Below are 18,659 nucleotides of genomic sequence, written 5' to 3'. Positions count from 1 at the left end.
CAAGACGCAGTTCTTGACCTTCTCCAGATCAGCCTCGGATGGATATCGGCAAGGGTTCAGCTCGTCCTTTTGAACTTGCGCATCTTCGTGTTGGCCAACCCCAGGCCGCCCGACATATTTGCGGTCTATCCGGCACCTCAACTTCGAACAACCTTGCGGCAAGCTCTTGGGATAGCCCACGCTCGTGCCTCCACCACCCGCTCAGCAGAGCCAGATTTGTCGTTGATGGCACGGAACTTGCGGAGTCATTCGCAGATGCGTCACGGACCGAGAGTGTCGTCCCATGAATTCGATCACCAAAAAGGCCGCCCGACGTTGCTGGGACCGCCTGCAATTACCTTATCCCAGAATTGGGAGCAACGGCTTCAAAAGGGATAACTCATCACCTCAATTTTGTCGATCGCGCGGCCATCGAACCGCAGCCATCGATCAGACTTCCGCCTCGTTGCACTCATTGCGACCGCCTTGGTGCTTGCGACAACCGCTCAATTCTGGCTGCCAGGATAACCACATATGGCGACGGAACTTCCTGCTTCAAAGCAATATAGAGATCGTCGATCATCCCCCCATCAAGGCCTCGATCGAGGACACCGCGTTCGGCTTGCTTGGTTCGCAGTGAACAGACCGCACTTCGACGAATGCGATCGATGCGACCGCGCCGAGAACTCTCCCGCATTGTCGACGGTTGGGTCCGTCGGCCCTCCGATGAGGCCTCGGATGCGTCGGGCTCCGAGGCCTCGACTGATGCCGACTGGCCGCCGCCGGAAGGTCTCGCGGCTTTGATCCCCGGCGATGTAGCCACCCCTGCTGCAACAGCTCCTAGCCGGAGAACTCATTCATGACCGAATCGGCGACAGATTTAGTGGACGCGGCTTTGTTCGACCGAGATCGGCTTGACCCAGAAAGTCCCTATCAACGTTCTGGCCCTGCATGGGGTGCCATCATTTCGCTTTCCTTCGGCACCTTCGGGCTTGTGACGGCAGAGTTTCTGCCCGCCAGCGTTCTGACACCGCTCGCGCATGATCTCCGTATCACCACGGGCACGGCTGGACAGGCGCTAACAGCGGCCGCAATCGTCGCGGCGATCTCGGCACCGATAATCGCCATCGTGACAAAGCGTCTGGACCGCAGGGTCGTCATCTGGGCGATGACGCTCCTGCTGATCCTGTCGAACGTTCTGGCGGAGGTTGCGGGGTCGCTGCCGGTTTTGCTGGCGGCACGCGTCGTCCTTGGCATATCGCTTGGTGGTTTTTGGTCAATTTCGGCAGCGTTGGCGATGCGGCTGGTTCCAAGTCACCTCATGCCGCGCGCCATGTCGGTCATCCTCACCGGCGTTTCTGTCGCCTCCGTCTGCGCGGCTCCAATCGGCGCTTATGTCGGTGACATTTGGGGATGGCGAGCCTCGTTCAAGGTCGCCGCAATCGTGAGTGCCGTTGCGCTGCTCGTGCAACTCGTAACCATTCCGCCACTGCCTCCGATCGAAGTGCGCAGATTCCGCAGTCCGCTGGATGTCGCGAAGAATCCGGCGATGAAGGTTGCGGTGCTAGTCGTGCTATTGGTCGCTTCCGGCCATTTTGCCAGCTTCGCCTACATCCGCGCCTTTCTCGAGAGCGTTCCTGCGCTCGACAAGAAGTCAATCCCGCTCGTGTTCCTTGCTTTTGGCACGGCCGGCGTCTTCGGCAATTTAGCCGGCGCATTCCTCACCAAACACAGTCTCAAGGCGGTCGCGGCCCTGCCGCCCCTGCTCATTGCCGTAGCCGCTGTCTCGCTCCTGACCATGAGAGCATCGGCCTTGACCTCGGCAATTGCAGTTGCCGTATGGGGCTTTGCTTTTGGCGCGGTCCCGGTCGGATTGCAGACATGGATGGTGCTACGCGCCGCTCCGAAACAGGCCGAGAGCGCTGGTGTACTGATGGTCATAACCTTCCAAGTGGCCATCGCAGCCGGCACAACTTGCGGTGGCCTATTGGTGGATCACACGGGTATTGCCAGTGTCTTTGTCTACAGCGCGGTTGCCACGTTCCTCGCTGTCTTGACAGTATTTTTGCTCGGCCCGAACCGCAAAACCTGACCGCCTGGTGGGGAGTGACGGTCGGCGGCGTTCACGCTATTGTCACCTCTGAGCTCGGCCCAAAGGCCGCGGCTTCGTCGTAACCATGCGGTCGATGGGGCAGCGCCAAATTGCTTCCTGCTCATCGCGTTGCGATAATACAGCGCGCTTATTGCGTCATCGTGTCCCCGGTCTCGGCTTCAATGCCCGGCTACTGGCTGCGGAGGCAGATGGGCGCCGGCGTCCCACCGACGACGATCGGTCTTTTCTCATGTAGCTGTCGGGGAAACGAGGCAGGTTTTCCGCCAGAACCCGCCAGTCGTCGCGCTCGCGTTCGCCTTCCTTGCGCGCACCGAACAACTGGATGATGATCTTGCCGTCGGACCCATATGCTTCGAGCGAGGTGACGTGACTGTCATTGGTCGGCTTGCGCACGGCCCAAACCTCACGGATTTGGTGGGTCCTGAGATGCAGCCGGAACGTTTCGTCCAGCACATGGATGCACGGCCCGATCTGCTTGACCGACTTGATTAAGCCGGAATGGGTCTGGATAGAACCTCGGTTGCCGACGAAGCACATGATCGGCAATTCGTCTTCGGCCGCACGCTGGAGCACGGCGCCAACTGCGGCATTGTCGAGCAGCCAAGCGTAATCCTGGCCGACCATGCGCAAAGCCTGGCAGCGGCTGAGCTTGAGCGTCTTTAGAAGGTTGACGTCAGTCAGCCGGCTCCAGTACTCGCGTAGGTCGTCCACCGTGCCGGCCCAGTCCGCAGTCCTCGCGCCCAGGTCGGCTACTCTCGCCTTAAGCGACATGGTCGGCTCCTGGTTGGCGGATACGAGCTCGGCCACCAGCTTTCGATAGGCATGAAGGTTGGAGACCGGCCTGAGATGCACCTTATGCACTGCTGCGCCGGCGGCGTCGAAGAATTGCAAACTGCGCTGGATTCCGCCGCGATGGCGCCTTTCAACAGCGAAACCATACCTCCAAGCCTGCGGGAAGACGCGAAGGTCGAATTCGTCACCAAGGACCATGGCGTGATTGTTGCCGGTTATCACTCTGTTGAAGACGCCAATCTTTTCGTGCACGGCACCTTGATTGCGGGTCAGCGCCGTCACTTCGCCCACGAATTCGAGGCCCGTCAGAAGGTGATTGACGCGCGGGTCGATGCGTGCCGCGCCGAAACCGCAATGGGCCGCGACCAGTTCCGCTTCCGAAATGGCCAATTGGGCGGCGAAATCACGCGCGGGAATGTTCGGACAGACTTCCCACGCACGCCGGATTTCGTTGGGCGACCGCTTCTTGCGCTGATCCATGTTTTTACCCCTGCCCCGTTCTTCTTTTGACGATCGATCGAAAAACGGGCCTCAGGGATGTGCACGGCGGACGCGATCGATCGTCAGGCACATGCCAGTCGAATCCTGTCTCCGGGCGGTCAGCGGCCAATCGCCGGTAGCGAGCGATTGTTGGGTGGTCGGCGCCAATCGGCCGATCGAGCATTCGGGTACCACCGGCGGTGCTGCTTTCCCACCAAGGCGGGTCTGATGGATCATATTGCTTTCCTTCGTTCTTCGATTGCGAGGGCAACCCAAAGGTGAATCGGCCGGCAATTTTGCCGCCGCAACGAAGGCTTCACAAAAATCGTGCCAGTTGCTCCGCGGCAAGCTCTGAACATCTTTGGCTCTGTTCATTGCTTTACGCGTGAGTGCATCGCGAACTCAGGCGCCCTTCCTGTGACGCGGACGCGACAAACCCGACAGTAAGTGTCGGTTGTCGGACGTCTCCCCAGCAATCGAGCATAAGAGACGTCGGGATGTCCTACGGTTTTTGACACGTCTTCCCTTTGGCACGGTCCATGCGAGATGATCCACGAAAACGCCGGACCGAGGAGAAATCGAGCCATGATTACGCTCACCGACAACGCTGTTGCCGCCATCAAGGCCGCTCTTTACCGCGCCAGCGAGCCGGCGGAAGGATTTCGCATCATGGTCCATGCCGGCGGCTGCGCCGGCTTCCAATACTCAATGGGCCTGGAGAGCGTCTCACGTGAGGGCGATGCGATCATCGAGCGAGATGGGCTCAAGGTGTTCATGGATAGAGGCTCCCAACCCCATGCCGCCGGCATGACCGTGGACTTCGTCACTGGGCTCGAAACATCCGGCTTTGTTTTCGATAACCCCAATGCGCGTGAGACGTGCGGCTGCGGCAAGTCCTGCAAATGATTGCGAGGGAACAGGCTATGTTCGACTATAGCGACGCCAAGGAATACTGCGTCGAACCGGTAACCGCCGGCGCTCTGGAACCGGCCGACACGCACTGTCGGCCCGGAACAATTGCGTTCGGTGATGCACCAAATCGCGATCATCGATCGTTGCCGTGGGCAAGCAAACAAAATTGCCCGAAACAGCTGAATTCCCGGCGGATGCCGCCACCAAAGGGCAATGTCGACAGCGACCGGTCAGCCAAGCCATCGCTCCCCCGGCCGCCCACCTTACCAGATACGATATGCGCCAGAGGTTCAATGGCCCGACTACCCTTGAATCATTTCAGCAGTTGAAGGATCACTCCCATGAACCCTGTCTATCTCGACAACAACGCAACGACGCGGGTTGATCCTGCAGTCGTTGGAGCGATGTTGCCTTTCTTTACGGAGCAATTTGGCAATCATTCGTCCATGCACGCCTATGGCGCATCGGTTGCTGAAGCCGTGAGAAAGGCGAGGCAACAGTTGCAAGCCCTCATCGGCGCGGGATTCGAGGACGAGATCATCTTCACCTCGGGCGGGACTGAAAGCGACAGTACAGCCATCCTTTCGGCGCTGGAGGTGATGCCCGACCGAACGGAAATAGTGACTTCCGCGGTTGAACATCCGGCCGTTCTGAAGTTGTGCGCGCACCTTGAGAAGACGCGCGGCGTCAAGGTGCACATTATCCCAGTCGATCACTACGGCCGGCTCGACCTGGACGCCTACAGAACCGCCCTCACCCCACAAGTGGCAATCGTCTCGATAATGTGGGCGAACAATGAGACCGGTACGATCTTTCCCGTGGTTAAGCTTGCCGATCTAGCCAGGGAAGTCGGCGCGCTTTTCCACACTGATGCAGTGCAGGCGGTCGGAAGGCTTCCGATTGAGCTGAAATCGACCGCGATCGACATGCTGTCGCTCTCCGCCCACAAGCTGCATGGTCCAAAGGGGATAGGCGCGCTTTATGTAAGACGTGGCGTGCGCTTCTCCTCCATGATCAAGGGTGGGCACCAAGAGCGCGACCGGCGTGCAGGCACTGAAAACACACCCGGCATAGTCGGACTGGGCATGGCGGCCGAACTCGCCTTGAAATTCATGGACGAGACAAAACGAATAAAATGGTTGCGCGACCGCCTTGAGAACGGGATCATCCAGCGCATCCCAAACACATCCATCAACGGCGATCCGCAAGAGCGATTGCCAAACACTGCAAACATTGGATTCGAAGGTATCGAAGGCGATGCAATTCCAATTGTCCTGAGCCGGCTGGGAATCGCCTGTTCCGCCGGGTCCGCCTGTGCCTCTGGCTCACTGGAACCGAGCCATGTTCTGATCGCTATGAACGCGGCATGTGGGGCAGTCCGCTTCTCCTTGTCGCGTGACAACGGCGAAGATGACGTAGACCGCGTGCTTGAGGTCCTGCCTGCGATCACCGAGAAGCTACGGGCCGTTCCCAGTGCTGGACTGTGCGGGCGAGGTGCAGAACAGCTTCATTCCGGCCCGGGTCCGAGCGGCACAATAGCCGACGAGCCGTGAGGTCTTCCTCAACGTGACGACCCTGCGCAAGGAGAGCAGTTAAACTCGGGGTCGCCTTCACCACTTCAGAAAAGCTTGAGATCGCCAAGTCTCTTGCCCAGCCGCCGTGCCAGAGGTCGGCACGCCGTCAGCAATGTCACCAATGCATCGACACCACAATTTCGCGCCGGGAGAATACAATGAACTGCTCCGCTGATAGCCGCCCGATCGATCGCACCGATATCCTAGCGCGACTGAAGGGCCTGTCGGCCGCGGAGGACTTCTTCGCCTGCCTTGACGTCTCCTACGACCCGAAAGTGATGAATGTCTCGCGGCTCCATATCATGAAGCGCGTGGGCCAATACCTTGCCGAAGAAGATTTCTCCGGTCTGCCTAACCAGGTAATCGCCGCGCGGGTGCGCGCCAAGCTGGAACGCGCCTACGAAGATTTCGCGACTTCCTCGCCGCTCACGCAACGTGTGTTCAAGGTGCTAAGGGACCACGATCCAAACATATGTCCCGCACCTGGCCGCGCCTTCGTCCCGCTCGACTCTGCACTGAAGCGGTTCGGAAAGTAATGAGCCCGACACGGCTGCGACGCGACAATGTCGAGAAGTCGACAAATCCAGTCCTCATGACGCCTCCTCGGAAGCAAACGAAGCCACCTTCTGGAATAGAGGCAGGAAGACGACTTGGCATGAACGATGCAGGCAATGAGGTGAACCGCCAAGCACGAATCCGGACTGGGAGCTTAGAGAAACCGCCAATGCATATCGTAGTCTGCATCAAGCAGGTGCCGGATTCGGCACAGATCCGCGTGCACCCGGTGACGAACACGATCATGCGTCAGGGTGTTCCGACCATCATCAATCCTTACGACCTGTTCGCCCTCGAAGAAGCGCTCAAACTGCGCGACGTTCATGGTGGCGAGGTTACTGTGCTCACAATGGGTCCGCCCATGGCGGAGGACTCGCTGCGAAAGGCGCTCGGTTACGGTGCTGACCGAGCAGTTCTCTTGACGGACCGCTATTTTGCCGGATCCGATACGCTGGCGACTTCCTTTGCTCTTTCGCAAGCAATCGCAAAAATTGGGGAGACTTTCGGCAGGCCGGACATCGTCTTCACCGGCAAGCAGACGATTGACGGCGATACCGCCCAGGTCGGACCGGGCATAGCCAAGCGCCTAGATTTATCGCAACTTACCTATGTCGCGAAGATTGCCTCCATCGATCTCGATACGCGAGAGATCGAAGTCGCTCGTCGCGCCGAAGGCGGCACCCAGTTGCTGAAGAGCAGACTCCCTTGCCTCATTACCATGCTGGAAGACACCAACGAAATCCGCCGGGGCTCGCTCCAGCAGGCTCTGTGCGCGGCGCGCAGCCAAGTCGTGAAGTGGACTGCAGCCGACGCCGGCATTGACGATCTCACCCGGTGCGGTCTGCGTGGCTCGCCTACAGTCGTCAAGCGTGTTTTCGCCCCCACCGCACGGGCAGAAAGGGCGGCGCAGATCGACACCGCGGAAAGGGGCTTGCAGGACATAGCCGATGAACTCATCGCCGATATCTTAACCCGCCGGCCGGCGCTGGAACATGAGCTGGCCTTCAACAGCGGCACGTGACGGCCAGGAGCAGAAAATGTCGACCGCAAGCCAAACTACCCCTCGCATTGCCCCCGGCCGTGCCGGTGTAAAGAAAGAACTTCCCGACCGTTTCAAAGACTACCGGCACGTGTGGGTCTTCCTCGAGCTCGAACGCGGCAATGTGCATCCTGTATCATTCGAACTGCTGGGCGAAGGCCGCAAATTAGCCGACAAGCTTGAAGTCCAGCTCGCGGGCGTCGTGCTGGGACCGCCGGGCGAGATGGTCGAGGACGCTGTTGCCGAGGCCTTCGCTTACGGGGCGGATCTTGTCTACATCGTCGATGCGCCGCCGCTCGCCGACTACCGGAACGAGCCGTTCGCCAAGGCGCTCACGGATCTGGTCAATACCCATAAACCCGAAATCCTCCTTCTCGGCGCGACCACACTGGGCAGGGATCTTGCAGGCTCGGTAGCGACGACCCTGCAGACGGGGCTCACGGCCGACTGCACCGAACTTGATGTAGATTCCGACGGTTCACTCGCCGCGACCCGTCCGACTTTTGGTGGCTCATTGTTGTGTACGATCTATACACTAAATTACCGGCCGCAAATGGCGACGGTGCGACCAAGGGTCATGCCTATGCCGCAACGGGTGGATAAGCCGGTCGGGCGTGTCATGCGGCACAAGCTGTCGCTCGTTGAGGACGATATCGTCACCAAAGTCCTCGGCTTCCTACCGGATAACCAGTCGGCAATGGCAAATCTTGCCTATGCGGATGTCGTGGTTGCGGGAGGCCTCGGTCTCGGAGCGGCGGAGAACCTTCAGCTTGTGAAGAATCTTGCCCGAGCGATCGGCGCCGAGCATGGCTGTTCGCGCCCCTTGGTCCAGAAGGGCTGGATGCCGGCTGATCGACAGATTGGACAAACTGGCAAGACCATTCGACCGAAGCTTTACATCGCGGCCGGAATTTCCGGCGCCATCCAGCACCGAGTTGGGGTCGAGGGGGCCGATCTCATCGTCGCGATCAACACCGATCCGAACGCGCCGATTTTCGAGTTCGCCCACCTCGGGATCGTCACGGATGCAATCCGCTTCCTGCCCGCACTGACGGAAGCCTTCACCCGGCGGCTGTCGCCGCACAGTCGAGACAAGCTTGCGAGTTGAGGGAGAGGACATGATTGAACAATTCGATGCCATTGTGGTCGGAGCCGGCATGTCTGGAAACGCAGCTGCTTACACTTTGGCAAGCCAGGGGCTGAAGGTCCTGCAGTTGGAGCGCGGGGAATATCCGGGCTCTAAGAACGTCCAGGGTGCCATAATGTACGCGAACATGCTGGAGAAGATCATCCCGGACTTCCGGGATGATGCGCCCCTCGAGCGGCACCTGGTCGAACAGCGACTTTGGGTGATGGACGACACGTCTCACACCGGAATTCATTACCGGTCGGACGACTTCAATGAGGCGAAACCCAACCGCTACACGATCATCCGCGCCCAGTTCGACAAATGGTTTTCCCGCAAGGTGCGCGAGGCTGGCGCGACGGTCCTGTGTGAGACGACCGCGACGGAACTCGTCCGTGATGGCAATGGCAAGGTGATCGGCGTCCGCACAGACCGGGCTGGCGGAGTGGTCTTCGCGAATGTGGTCGTTCTCGCAGAAGGGGTGTCGGGATTGCTTGGCACTCGCGCAGGCCTGCGCGAGATGCCGAAGCCGGAGACCGTGGCGATTGCCGTCAAGGAAATGCATTTCTTGCCCGAAGAGGTCATTGGCCAGCGGTTCGGGGTGAAGGGCGATGAAGGCTGCGTAATCGAGGCCGTGGGCACGATCTCTCGCAGCATGGCCGGGCTCGGCTTCCTTTACACCAATAAGGAGTCGATTTCACTCGGCATCGGCTGCCTGGTCTCGGATTTCGCCGCGACGATGGAGAGCCCGTCCGCCCTCCTGGATGCGATGAAAAACCATCCTTCGATCCGGCCGCTGATCGCTGGCTCGGAGGTGAAAGAATATGCCGCCCATCTTATCCCCGAAGGTGGTTACAGGGCCATTCCGCAGCTATTCGGCGACGGTTGGGTCATCGTCGGCGACGCAGCGCAACTGAACAATGCCATTCACCGTGAGGGTTCGAACCTTGCCATGACCTCGGGTCGTGTCGCGGCTGAGGCGATCATCAAAGTCAAAAGCCGCAACGGTCCTATGACCAAAGCGAACCTTGCGCTCTACAAGACGATGCTGGATGACTCCTTTGTGATCAAGGATCTTAAGAAATACAAGGACATGCCAGCCTTACTCCACACCAATTCCAGCAACTTTTTTGACAGCTATCCGCGGTTGATGTCGCATGCCGCTCAGACCTTCATGCGTGTCGACGGCACGCCGAAGATCGAGAAGGAAAAGAACACCACGGCCGCCTTCATCAACGCGCGCTCGCGCTGGGGGTTGGTCAGCGACGCGGTCCGCCTGGCATTGGCATGGCGCTGAAGAGGGTACAAGATGACGATCGCAGTGACGAAGGTTCGTGTCGAGGACAAACTTTACCAGAACCGCTATCTGGTCGATTCCGGCCGCCCCCATATCATAGTGCGACCGCACGACAAGCCAAGCGCGAACTTGCTTGCGTTGACCTACGTCTGTCCGGCGAAATGCTATGAGTTGAATGACAAGGGTCAAGTCGAGATCACCGCCGACGGCTGCATGGAATGCGGCACCTGCCGGATATTGTGCGAGAAAGGCGGCGACATCGAGTGGAACTATCCGCGCGGCGGCTTTGGTGTCCTGTTCAAGTTCGGATGATCAGCCGGTGCCAAGAGCATGCCGGCAGCGAGCAACTGCGGCACACCATGAGCCTCTCCATCCACTTGCAAAGAGCTAGTGAATATTGGGTTTCGCAATTCAAGTTTCCTCGACTTGGTAGGGGTATCCTCAGGCCACGGGGCGCCTGTGCCGGACTTACCACCGGTAACGTGGTCGAGCCCCTTTGGACAATGTCCGGCCATCGTGCCGGATGGCAGCCACAACGGCCGGTGAGCAAATGGAACGGCACAATCCATGATAAAGACGTATGTGCTAGTGCATGGTGCCTGGCATGGCGGATGGTGTTGGCGGGACGTCGCCGCCAATCTTCGCAAGATGGGATGCCACGTGACCACGCCTACCCAGACAGGTGTCGGCGAACGCGCACGTTTGCTGTGCAAGGACATCACGCCCGACACATTCGTGACCGACATCGTCAACCACATTGTAACGGAAGAGCTGAGCGATGTGATCCTTGTCGGTCACAGTCTAGGCGGCATCAGCATCACCGGCGCCGCCGACCGGATACCCGACCATATCAGCCATCTCGTTTATCTCGACGGCGCCATCGTCGAGAGCGGTCAAAGTGTATTCAGCACCATGCCCCCCGACATCGTCGCCGCCCGTCGAAAATTGGTTGCGGAGGAAGGACGGGGTATCTTCATGCCGACTCCGCCGCCAACAGCATTCGGCACTCCCGAGGGACACTCGCTCACGGACTGGGTGCGGCGCCGGATAACACCGCATCCGGCAGGCACCTACGAAAGCGGACTTAAGCTCGAGCACCCGCTCGGCAACGGCAGACCCCGAACCTATGTCGTCTGCACTAATCCACTCCACCCGCCGATGGCGGGAGCGCGAGAATGGGTCGCGAAGCAGGATGGCTGGGCGTGGCAGGAACTCGCCACTGGCCACGACGCAATGATCCTCGCGCCGACGGAAGTTGCTCTCCTTCTTAGCGCTGTCGGCTGAGGAACCAAGTAGGGGGAGCGGCGGCCGATTCTCAGGCCGTGGCCTTGAGCTCTGGTGCAAGGATGTAGGCCCAACGGGTCGTTCCGGTGGCGCCACCGAAACCACTAGGCGGGAGTGGCCTGTCCTGCCGACGTCGCAAGCTTGCGAGCGTTCCGCCGCGGCCGCAGCCCGTAGCGCCGGGCAACCTCCGAGATCACCGCGTCGGCTCCAGGGTCTCGGAGATGACTCCGTGCCTTGTCGTCCATCGACCAATGCCGCCGACCAACAGCGCCGTTGATCACCCTCGAAAACGCCGAGGCTGCCGCTCAGGGTCAATCGTAAGTTCAAGTTCAGACACAAGCCGATCTCCGATCCACCTCAGAATCGGCAGGCCCACAGATCGCGGGTCCTCCTGGAAGACACAGCGCTTACCCTTGAAATATGGAGAACCATGGCTTTGCGCCGTCGGCAGTTGAGCTGATCTCGCAATGCTATTTCCCCGGCAACGTCCGCGAGCCGGAGAACTGCGTGCTTGGCGTTCTCCTCTGGAAGGAACCAATCTTTCGGAACGTGGCAATGTCATCGACGAGCTCTCACGGGCCAGCACGATGCCGGTTCGGCGCATCGGCGCCCGCCTGAACACGAGATGGCCACTTGCGATTCTAACGATACGGCCGGACGGGGGCTGGGACCGCGGCGGACGAAGCGTGACGGCTGATCGACACAATGGAGAAGGCCGGCTGGGTTCAGGCTAATGCGGCTCGAATTCTCGGCCTCAAGCTGCGACAAGTCGGCTAGGCGATACGCCGGCATAGTATCGAGGTGAAGGAACTTCTAAGAGCCTGATGAGCCAATCGTCAGGCCAGTGGTCTTGCGCGCCCTGTGCGCGACAAGGAGTGCTTCGTGCTTCTGAACGGATTTGGACTTGCACTGTCGCAAGCAGGACAAAATTGTGTCGCGCCGGCCTGACACAATGCGATATCGACCCGAATAGTGAACTGAAGCCGCTTTTTTCAGTTGGTATGGCTCTTGCACCTTGAACCGCGACGTTACCAGCAACGGAGCCGTTTGATGTCCTCACCGACAGTTTCGATTGAGGGGCCGACTAGCACGACATCCGAGGGTCTTCTGGCAGCCGCGAAATCCGGTGGCTGCGCATCGTCTTCCTACGGCTCGTCGCCGACCAGCCCGGGCGAAGAGGATCCGGCTATTTGGGAAAGGATCAAGGATCACCCCTGCTTTTCGGAGGAAGCGCATCATTATTTCGCGCGTATGCATGTGGCGGTCGCGCCGGCTTGCAATGTCCAGTGCAACTATTGCAATCGCAAATACGATTGCGCCAACGAGAGCCGGCCTGGTGTTGTGTCTGAGAAGTTGACGCCCGACCAAGCGCTACGCAAGGTCATCGCCGTTGCCAACAAAGTTCCGCAGCTTTCGGTTCTTGGCATCGCTGGGCCGGGGGATGCCTGTTACGATTGGGAGAAAACGAAGGCAACGTTCGACCGCGTCATCAGGGAAATCCCCGACATAAAGCTGTGCGTCTCCACTAATGGGCTCGTGCTGCCGGACCATGTCGCCGAGCTTGCCGAAATGAATGTTGATCACGTGACGATCACCATCAACATGGTCGACCCGGAAGTCGGCGCGAAGATCTATCCATGGATCTTTTATGAAAATCGCCGCTACTTCGGCATCGAAGCCGCTCGAATCTTGCACGCGCGGCAGATGCTGGGCCTGGAGATGCTGAGCGCGCGCGGCATCCTCACCAAAATCAACTCGGTGATGATTCCTGGAGTGAACGACCAGCACCTGTTTGAGGTGAACAAAATGGTCAGGGAGCGGGGCGCGTTTCTGCACAACGTGATGCCTCTGATTTCGGACCCGGCGCACGGTACCCACTACGGACTCATCGGGCAGCGCGGCCCAACGGCAACGGAGATGATGGCTCTTCAGGATCGACTTGAAGGTGGCGCCAAGTTGATGCGCCACTGCCGGCAGTGCCGGGCAGATGCTGTCGGCCTGCTCGGTGAAGATCGTGGCCAGGAATTCACGCTGGACGGTATTCCCGACGATGTCGCCTACGATGCTGGCAAGCGTCAGGCCTATCGGCAGGTGGTCGCACACGAGCGCCGTGATCATGAGGCGGCGAGGAGCGAGGCCATCGGTATGGTCAAGGCAACAGACTCCGAAAAGTCGCTTCTGGTTGCGGTGGCCACTAAGGGAGGTGGACGGGTCAACGAACACTTCGGCCACGCGAAGGAATTCCAGGTTTATGAAGTCTCGCCTAGAGGGATCAGCTTGGTCGGGCATCGGAAGGTCGAGCGGTATTGCCTCGGAGGCGGGGGCGAAGACGCCATCCTCGAGGGCGTCATCGCAGCGCTCGAAGGCATACACATAGTGCTATGCGCCAAGATCGGAAATCGCCCGAAGGAACAACTCTCGCGAGTTGGACTGCGCGTAACCGACGCCTATGGCCATGACTACATCGAGACCGCAGTCAGCGCACTTTACGCGGCAGAGTTTGGGATCAGACCACTAGCGGCGACGGCCTGAGCCGTCTCGTCCGATAACCAGGAGTTAGAATGGCTTTAAAGATCATCGCATCCCAATGTACCCAATGCGGGGCCTGCGAGTTCGAATGTCCTTCGGAAGCGATCAAGTTCAAGGGCGACGCCTATGTGATCGATCCAAACAAGTGCACCGAATGCAAGGAGGCCTTCGATACGCAGCAATGCGTGTCGGTCTGTCCGGTACCGAAAACCTGCGTTCCCGCTTGATTCCTACCGAAACGGTCGGGTTCGCCGCACGACGACGCCTGCAACCCGCGACCACAACAAAAGCCTCGAGAAAGGAATGGACAGCATGTGGTCCAGACGCGAACAGGAGGTCGAAATCGGCAGACCGCCACGGTTCATGCAGGGTGAGCGGGTCCGTGCGATACGCCACATAAAAAACGACGGCACCTATCCCGGCAAGGAGATCGGCGAAAACCTCGTGCGGAAGGGCGACGAAGGCTACGTGCGCGACATTGGAACCTTTCTCCAGCAATTCTTCATCTATGCGGTCGAATGGATCGATCGTGGCACGGTCGTCGGCATGCGAGCGCGCGAACTCATTAGCCTCGACAAAGTCGAGGTTCCCTGCGGAGCTGAAGGCATTTCCAACGGGGGAACAGCCGGATGAAAGTAATGATTCGCAGGACCGCTACTGGCTTGTCGGCTTATGTCCCCAAGAAGGATCTCGAAGAGCCGATCACCGAGATTGAGAACGCTGACTTATGGGGCGGGACCGTGACGCTCAGGAACGGTTGGCGGCTCATGCTGCCCGACCTTCCGCGCGACACGCGTTTGCCGATCACCGTCGAGGCGATGAAGATTTCCGACGGGGCCTGATGCCGGTGGGTTCAGTGGCGGAGAGGAAACGCGTATGAACACGATGCTGAGCTGGGACCATCTCGTCGTCGTCCGGGGCAGTTTTGCCAAAAAACTGATTGACCTGCTGAACGGCGCTCTCAAGGCCGATCGAGTGATCCCCTATCTCGGTCCTGGTCTTCTGCAGCTTAACCCACCGGAATCCCCTGTACCTTGCACCCCTGAAGATGTCGCCGCGGCCCTCAACAAGCGGGCGCCTGCCCCTTCCAGGATTCGCACCAATATGTGGTCGGTCGCGCAGTTTATCGAGCAGCGCCGACATCGTCGGACTCTCCAAGCGTGGATGGCGGAGATATTCGCAGCCCCCGCCGAGCCGACCGTTCTTCACGCCTGGCTCGCAACCCTTCAACTGTCTGTCATCATCGACAGCTGGTACGATGGCGCCATGCGAGCAGCCCTTGCAGAGGCCGGCCAAACAGACGTTGTCGAGATACAAGGAACGACGCGCGCGACCGGAATCGGTAACATCTGGACGAGAACTTACGATTTGTCAGGAACAGAACTCGAGGCCGAACAAGTGGCTAGGACGGTGCTCTATGCGCCGCACGGCAGCGTCAGGCCGGCGGCAAACTTCCTCGTGGCTGATTCCGATTACGTCGAAGTCCTAACCGAAATTGATATCCAGACGCCGATCCCGGACGCGGTGAAGCAACGGCGCGTCAACCGGGGTTTTTTCTTCGTGGGCTGCCGCTTCAACGATCAGATGCTGCGCACATATGCCAGACAGCTGATGAAGCGCTCCACTGGCCCACATTTTGCGGTGATCGATTCGGCTACGCTGACCAGAAACGAACGTCGTTTCCTTGCCGAAGGCGCAATCACGGTCATCGACATGCCGATCCGCAACGCCGCGGCTCGCCTCGTCGGGGTCGATGCTAGCCAGGATTAATGGCCGGCGATTGCTGGTGAGTCGCTGCTTGCCTCCAAGGGCGAAAACTCAGTTGGGAATACATTCGTGAGCAGTAATGCTAGTGGCAGCACAACGTAGGCTCTGAATTCGTTGGGCCATGTGAAAGGGTCCGCTGCTGCGGGACGTGAGCACGTTGCGGCGGCATTACGCACATGATCTTGTGACCCCCGTGGCAAAAGAACTGAAGCGCCCGAGTCGCGACAACATATGCAGCGCTCAATGGCTTCGACAAAAATTCGGCACAGTTTCGACAGTTCGCATGCACCTCCAGGGTCAACGAGGTTGATTATGCCTGTTTATGTGGGTCGGCCACGCGAGCAGGAATTCCCACTACCTTTGCCCCGGCGGGAACATCTCGTGTGACCACGCAGCCAGCGCCTACCACTGCATTATCACCAATCGTGACGCCAGGCAGAATGATTGCTCCACCGCCGATCCAGACACGGCTGCCAATGTGAACAGGACGCCCGACCTGCAGGCCGGCCTGCCGCTGCTCGGCATCATGTGGATGATCGGCGGTATAAATCTGCACAGCAGGCCCAATTGCCGTTCCTTGCCCGATTTTGACCTCTACCACGTCAAGAATAACGCAGTTGAAGTTGATGTAGGCATTGGCTCCAATGCGGATATTGAATCCGTAGTCGCAAAAAAAGGGCGGACGGATGACCGTTCCGCGCCCAACCTCTCCCAGCCGCTCGGACAAAAGCTCATGCCAATGCCCCGTGGTCTGCCCCAGCGTATCATTGTACCGCTTGAGCCAAGCCCCGGTTGCCAACAGGTCAGCTTGGATCTCCGGATCCGCCGCATTGTAAAACTCGCCTGCGAGCATCTTTTCTTTTTGGCTACGCATCATAGTCTCCCGTCAGGTCGTGTCCCGTACAGTGATGCAGGAACGCACATCAAACTGCCTCGGCAACTTTGTAACTCGATCTTGCCGGGCGCGCGGTCGGTCACGAGCCGGGGCGACAGTTTCGTCTCGACCAACTTCCAAGAATTTGGATATCGGAGATCAACCGGTCGCAGGGGCCAATACCTGACGAAGTCGGCAACTGTCCAGCGGTCGAACTCACTTTCATGCCCATCTCAGATTGCGTGATATCGAGCGGTAAGCCATCAGCTAATGTATCGACCAGGTCCCGCCAGAGGATTACTCCTTTTTAGTTTGTCAGTCGCAGAGCCCCAGTACGACTGGTGGTAGAAAGCACACGGCCGGAATCTTGGCAGCGCTGTTCACACCCACTTCGTAAGCCTGGCCGATGGGCTCGGCGCCAGAGCACCAATGCTTGACCTGCTCCAGCTCTTGCTCGGCGGGTTGTTTCAGAGACGCTTGATCTCGATACCGCGTTTTCTCAGCACGTAGCCGATCTGGCGCGGGGTCAAACCGAGCAGGCGCGCCGCCTTTGCCTGCACCCAGCCACACTTTTCCATGGCAGCAATGACCGTATCGGCATCGGGCACCCTACCACGAGTCGTGGCAGGGCCTATCGGCGCTTGCCCGTCGCCGACGGGCGGGGCGGCACAGGCGGCGGAAGGCTCGATCGTAGTCGACTTCTCTGACGTCGGCTGTCCGTTCTTCCACAGCGCCGCGGCCAAGCACTGATCCGCGTAACAGGCAAAGTCAGTTCTGAGGATTGATGGACCCGTCGCCAGAACTGCCGTCCGTTGAACGCAGTTTTCGAGCTCTCGGATGTTACCTGGAAATTCGCAGTTCATTAGCACCTCAATCGCTTCGGGAGCGAAGGTCAGCGTGTGATCATTCTCAGTATTGAAATTCTTGAGAAACTGAGCGGCCAAGAGCGGAATATCACCTCGCCTTTCGCGCAATGCCGGCACGCGTAAAGTGACGACGTTGATGCGATAATAGAGGTCTTGCCGGAACTCCTTGCGTTGAACTGCCGTTTCCAAGTCCCTGTTCGTTGCGGCAATCACGCGAACATCAACTTTAATGGTGTGGTTGCTGCCGACGCGCTCAAACTCCTGCTCCTGCAGGACACGCAGCAGCTTAGCCTGGAACGAACCTGATATTTCGCCAATCTCGTCCAGAAACAATGTGCCTTTGTCGGCAGCCTCAAAGCGCCCCTTGCGCAAACTGCTCGCGTCGGTGAAGGCACCCTTCTCATGACCGAACAAGTCAGATTCCAGAAGCGTCTCGGTGAGCGCCGCGCAATTGACCTTGATGAAGGGCTGCTTGGCGCGAGGCGAGAGCTCGTGAATGGCTTTGGCAACCAGCTCCTTGCCGGTTCCGGATTCACCTCGCAACAGGACCGTAGTCTTCGCCTTGGCCACCTTGACAAGGTGCTCACGCAGCTTGCGCAGCGCCTGACTATCGCCAAGCATCTCCTTGCTGATCTTTTTACGTTCCATTTGGCAGCCCATCCCACTCCGCCACCCGCCGGTAGAACTGCACTGGACGGTGAGCTGTGTTGTATTTCGCCATCATCATTCTCGATCTCACCTTTGTTGCTTCGAAATTTCCGGCGCGCGGACCCCCTCGGCAAATGGCAATGGCGCCTGAGCATCGTTGTCTTTCACCAGGACGAGCGTCTTCTCCTCCGTGCGGGCGCCCGCAATATGCGCGCTTGTTTGCGCAGGCCTTTACTCGACCGGTCGCCGTTCTGTCCGGCTTCTGCCGCACCGCAGCCTGCAAACCCATCCTTGACAAGAAAGGAGGGGAGTCAATCGAGCTCTCCTTGCATTCGTGCAAGGAAAATTGTCAGTTTGATAGAATTCTATCAAAACGGCAGAAACGCCCCGCCCCCAATTTGGCTGTACCTGCGGCGTTCAGCTTACGTGACGACATGTGCGGACTTGTCCCAATTGCCGTCCGAGTTGTGCGGGAAACAGTAGCCGCTGCGCTGTTCGCTTCAACCGCGTGATGCCGCTGACAGTAGAGGCGGCGGCTCGTCGAGCGAGGCTTCATTGTTCGGCTACTAAAGCGGCTGTGCTTTGGTGGGAGTTGGTTTCGCCCAAGTTCTGGGCCTGGGGGCGTCTAGCCCGTTTCGCCGCACAGGCTCCTCCCACATCGTCGAGGCCGAGAAGGAGGGACCCCACAGCCCTCCCTGTATCACAATGCCCCGCCCCTCAAGCAGCTAGATACGACAGGTGACCTCGAATGAGGCGTCTTGCATGGCTTCTACACCTGCCTGAATGCCAGAACTGCGTTCGTACCGCCCATGGCGAAGGCGTTG

At 59.1% G+C, this 18,659-nt stretch carries 18 protein-coding genes and 1 pseudogene; 15 read left to right on the top strand and 4 right to left on the bottom strand.

The features are described 5' to 3' along the window. Positions 1–838: 838 nt before the first annotated feature. Entirely contained in the window at positions 839–2,071 is a 1,233-nt protein-coding gene (locus P9273_RS31510; protein WP_063169386.1) for an MFS transporter, read from the top strand. A gap of 156 nt (positions 2,072–2,227) precedes the next feature. Here P9273_RS31510 and P9273_RS31505 read toward each other — a convergent pair whose 3' ends face one another. Both P9273_RS31505 and P9273_RS31500 read right to left on the bottom strand, forming a co-directional pair. Continuing rightward, entirely contained in the window at positions 2,228–3,364 is a 1,137-nt protein-coding gene (locus P9273_RS31505) for a hemin-degrading factor (protein WP_082826587.1), read from the bottom strand. A 51-nt stretch (positions 3,365–3,415) separates the two neighbouring features. Further along, positions 3,416–3,739, bottom strand: coding sequence for a hypothetical protein (locus P9273_RS31500; RefSeq protein WP_126066777.1), 324 nt, complete (start codon positions 3,737–3,739; stop codon positions 3,416–3,418). Positions 3,740–3,949: 210 nt separating this feature from the next. Between P9273_RS31500 and P9273_RS31495 the strand changes: the two genes are divergently transcribed. The 14 genes from P9273_RS31495 (at position 3,950) to P9273_RS31430 (ending at position 15,450) form a co-directional block, all read left to right on the top strand. Then, entirely contained in the window at positions 3,950–4,270 is a 321-nt protein-coding gene (locus tag P9273_RS31495) for a HesB/IscA family protein (protein ID WP_029356570.1), read from the top strand. Positions 4,271–4,617: 347 nt separating this feature from the next. Then, positions 4,618–5,829, top strand: a complete 1,212-nt coding sequence (nifS, locus tag P9273_RS31490; RefSeq protein ID WP_063169388.1) for a cysteine desulfurase NifS — start codon at positions 4,618–4,620, stop codon at positions 5,827–5,829. A 179-nt stretch (positions 5,830–6,008) separates the two neighbouring features. Continuing rightward, the gene (gene nifW, locus P9273_RS31485) at positions 6,009–6,386 is read left to right on the top strand and encodes a nitrogenase stabilizing/protective protein NifW (protein ID WP_063169389.1); all 378 of its coding nucleotides are present in this window, start codon (positions 6,009–6,011) and stop codon (positions 6,384–6,386) included. Between the two features lie 188 nt (positions 6,387–6,574). Further along, positions 6,575–7,426 (top strand): electron transfer flavoprotein subunit beta/FixA family protein, encoded by an 852-nt coding sequence (locus tag P9273_RS31480; RefSeq protein WP_063169390.1) that lies wholly within the window; start codon positions 6,575–6,577, stop codon positions 7,424–7,426. Positions 7,427–7,442: 16 nt separating this feature from the next. Then, positions 7,443–8,552 (top strand): electron transfer flavoprotein subunit alpha/FixB family protein, encoded by a 1,110-nt coding sequence (locus tag P9273_RS31475; RefSeq protein WP_024505237.1) that lies wholly within the window; start codon positions 7,443–7,445, stop codon positions 8,550–8,552. Between the two features lie 10 nt (positions 8,553–8,562). Beyond that, positions 8,563–9,867, top strand: a complete 1,305-nt coding sequence (locus tag P9273_RS31470) for an FAD-binding protein (protein ID WP_063169391.1) — start codon at positions 8,563–8,565, stop codon at positions 9,865–9,867. A 12-nt stretch (positions 9,868–9,879) separates the two neighbouring features. Next, complete coding sequence (locus tag P9273_RS31465) at positions 9,880–10,179, top strand: ferredoxin family protein (protein ID WP_024505235.1); 300 nt, start codon at positions 9,880–9,882, stop codon at positions 10,177–10,179. Positions 10,180–10,434: 255 nt separating this feature from the next. Next, positions 10,435–11,151, top strand: coding sequence for an alpha/beta fold hydrolase (locus P9273_RS31460; RefSeq protein WP_063169392.1), 717 nt, complete (start codon positions 10,435–10,437; stop codon positions 11,149–11,151). 705 nt (positions 11,152–11,856) lie between these two features. Next, positions 11,857–11,928, top strand: coding sequence for a helix-turn-helix domain-containing protein (locus P9273_RS31455; RefSeq protein ID WP_245467364.1), 72 nt, complete (start codon positions 11,857–11,859; stop codon positions 11,926–11,928). Positions 11,929–12,201: 273 nt separating this feature from the next. After that, positions 12,202–13,683, top strand: coding sequence for a nitrogenase cofactor biosynthesis protein NifB (gene nifB, locus P9273_RS31450; RefSeq protein ID WP_063169393.1), 1,482 nt, complete (start codon positions 12,202–12,204; stop codon positions 13,681–13,683). Between the two features lie 29 nt (positions 13,684–13,712). Beyond that, complete coding sequence (locus P9273_RS31445) at positions 13,713–13,907, top strand: 4Fe-4S binding protein (RefSeq protein ID WP_024505232.1); 195 nt, start codon at positions 13,713–13,715, stop codon at positions 13,905–13,907. An 85-nt stretch (positions 13,908–13,992) separates the two neighbouring features. Next, complete coding sequence (locus P9273_RS31440) at positions 13,993–14,313, top strand: nitrogen fixation protein NifZ (protein WP_024505231.1); 321 nt, start codon at positions 13,993–13,995, stop codon at positions 14,311–14,313. Continuing rightward, positions 14,310–14,522 (top strand): putative nitrogen fixation protein NifT, encoded by a 213-nt coding sequence (gene nifT, locus P9273_RS31435; RefSeq protein WP_024505230.1) that lies wholly within the window; start codon positions 14,310–14,312, stop codon positions 14,520–14,522. The genes P9273_RS31440 and nifT overlap by 4 nt, the downstream gene beginning before the upstream one ends. Positions 14,523–14,556: 34 nt before the next feature. After that, positions 14,557–15,450: an SIR2 family NAD-dependent protein deacylase gene (locus tag P9273_RS31430; RefSeq protein WP_024505229.1), complete on the top strand. Its 894-nt coding sequence runs from the start codon at positions 14,557–14,559 to the stop codon at positions 15,448–15,450. 307 nt (positions 15,451–15,757) lie between these two features. On the opposite strand, the gene P9273_RS31425 is transcribed toward P9273_RS31430, so the two are convergent. After that, on the bottom strand, positions 15,758–16,324 hold the full coding sequence (locus P9273_RS31425; RefSeq protein WP_024505228.1) for a sugar O-acetyltransferase: 567 nt from the start codon (positions 16,322–16,324) through the stop codon (positions 15,758–15,760). 464 nt (positions 16,325–16,788) lie between these two features. Further along, positions 16,789–17,832 (bottom strand): annotated as a pseudogene (nifA, locus tag P9273_RS31420) (nif-specific transcriptional activator NifA); the annotation flags it as partial. Between the last annotated feature and the right edge of the window lie 827 nt (positions 17,833–18,659).

This window comes from Mesorhizobium sp. WSM4935 (assembly GCF_029625735.1).
Classification (GTDB): Bacteria; Pseudomonadota; Alphaproteobacteria; order Rhizobiales; family Rhizobiaceae; genus Mesorhizobium.
The sequence above is the reverse complement of the archived record's forward strand: the minus strand, read 5'-3'. Positions and strand labels throughout refer to the sequence as shown.

Excerpts from the sequence above, each read along its gene's own strand:
- P9273_RS31510 (WP_063169386.1), top strand. The coding sequence starts at position 839 with ATGACCGAATCGGCGACAGATTTAGTGGACGCGGCTTTGTTCGACCGA.
- P9273_RS31505 (WP_082826587.1), bottom strand. The coding sequence starts at position 3,364 with ATGGATCAGCGCAAGAAGCGGTCGCCCAACGAAATCCGGCGTGCGTGG.
- P9273_RS31500 (WP_126066777.1), bottom strand. The coding sequence starts at position 3,739 with ATGAACAGAGCCAAAGATGTTCAGAGCTTGCCGCGGAGCAACTGGCAC.
- P9273_RS31495 (WP_029356570.1), top strand. The coding sequence starts at position 3,950 with ATGATTACGCTCACCGACAACGCTGTTGCCGCCATCAAGGCCGCTCTT.
- nifS (WP_063169388.1), top strand. The coding sequence starts at position 4,618 with ATGAACCCTGTCTATCTCGACAACAACGCAACGACGCGGGTTGATCCT.
- nifW (WP_063169389.1), top strand. The coding sequence starts at position 6,009 with ATGAACTGCTCCGCTGATAGCCGCCCGATCGATCGCACCGATATCCTA.
- P9273_RS31480 (WP_063169390.1), top strand. The coding sequence starts at position 6,575 with ATGCATATCGTAGTCTGCATCAAGCAGGTGCCGGATTCGGCACAGATC.
- P9273_RS31475 (WP_024505237.1), top strand. The coding sequence starts at position 7,443 with ATGTCGACCGCAAGCCAAACTACCCCTCGCATTGCCCCCGGCCGTGCC.
- P9273_RS31470 (WP_063169391.1), top strand. The coding sequence starts at position 8,563 with ATGATTGAACAATTCGATGCCATTGTGGTCGGAGCCGGCATGTCTGGA.
- P9273_RS31465 (WP_024505235.1), top strand. The coding sequence starts at position 9,880 with ATGACGATCGCAGTGACGAAGGTTCGTGTCGAGGACAAACTTTACCAG.
- P9273_RS31460 (WP_063169392.1), top strand. The coding sequence starts at position 10,435 with ATGATAAAGACGTATGTGCTAGTGCATGGTGCCTGGCATGGCGGATGG.
- nifB (WP_063169393.1), top strand. The coding sequence starts at position 12,202 with ATGTCCTCACCGACAGTTTCGATTGAGGGGCCGACTAGCACGACATCC.
- P9273_RS31445 (WP_024505232.1), top strand. The coding sequence starts at position 13,713 with ATGGCTTTAAAGATCATCGCATCCCAATGTACCCAATGCGGGGCCTGC.
- P9273_RS31440 (WP_024505231.1), top strand. The coding sequence starts at position 13,993 with ATGTGGTCCAGACGCGAACAGGAGGTCGAAATCGGCAGACCGCCACGG.
- nifT (WP_024505230.1), top strand. The coding sequence starts at position 14,310 with ATGAAAGTAATGATTCGCAGGACCGCTACTGGCTTGTCGGCTTATGTC.
- P9273_RS31430 (WP_024505229.1), top strand. The coding sequence starts at position 14,557 with ATGAACACGATGCTGAGCTGGGACCATCTCGTCGTCGTCCGGGGCAGT.
- P9273_RS31425 (WP_024505228.1), bottom strand. The coding sequence starts at position 16,324 with ATGATGCGTAGCCAAAAAGAAAAGATGCTCGCAGGCGAGTTTTACAAT.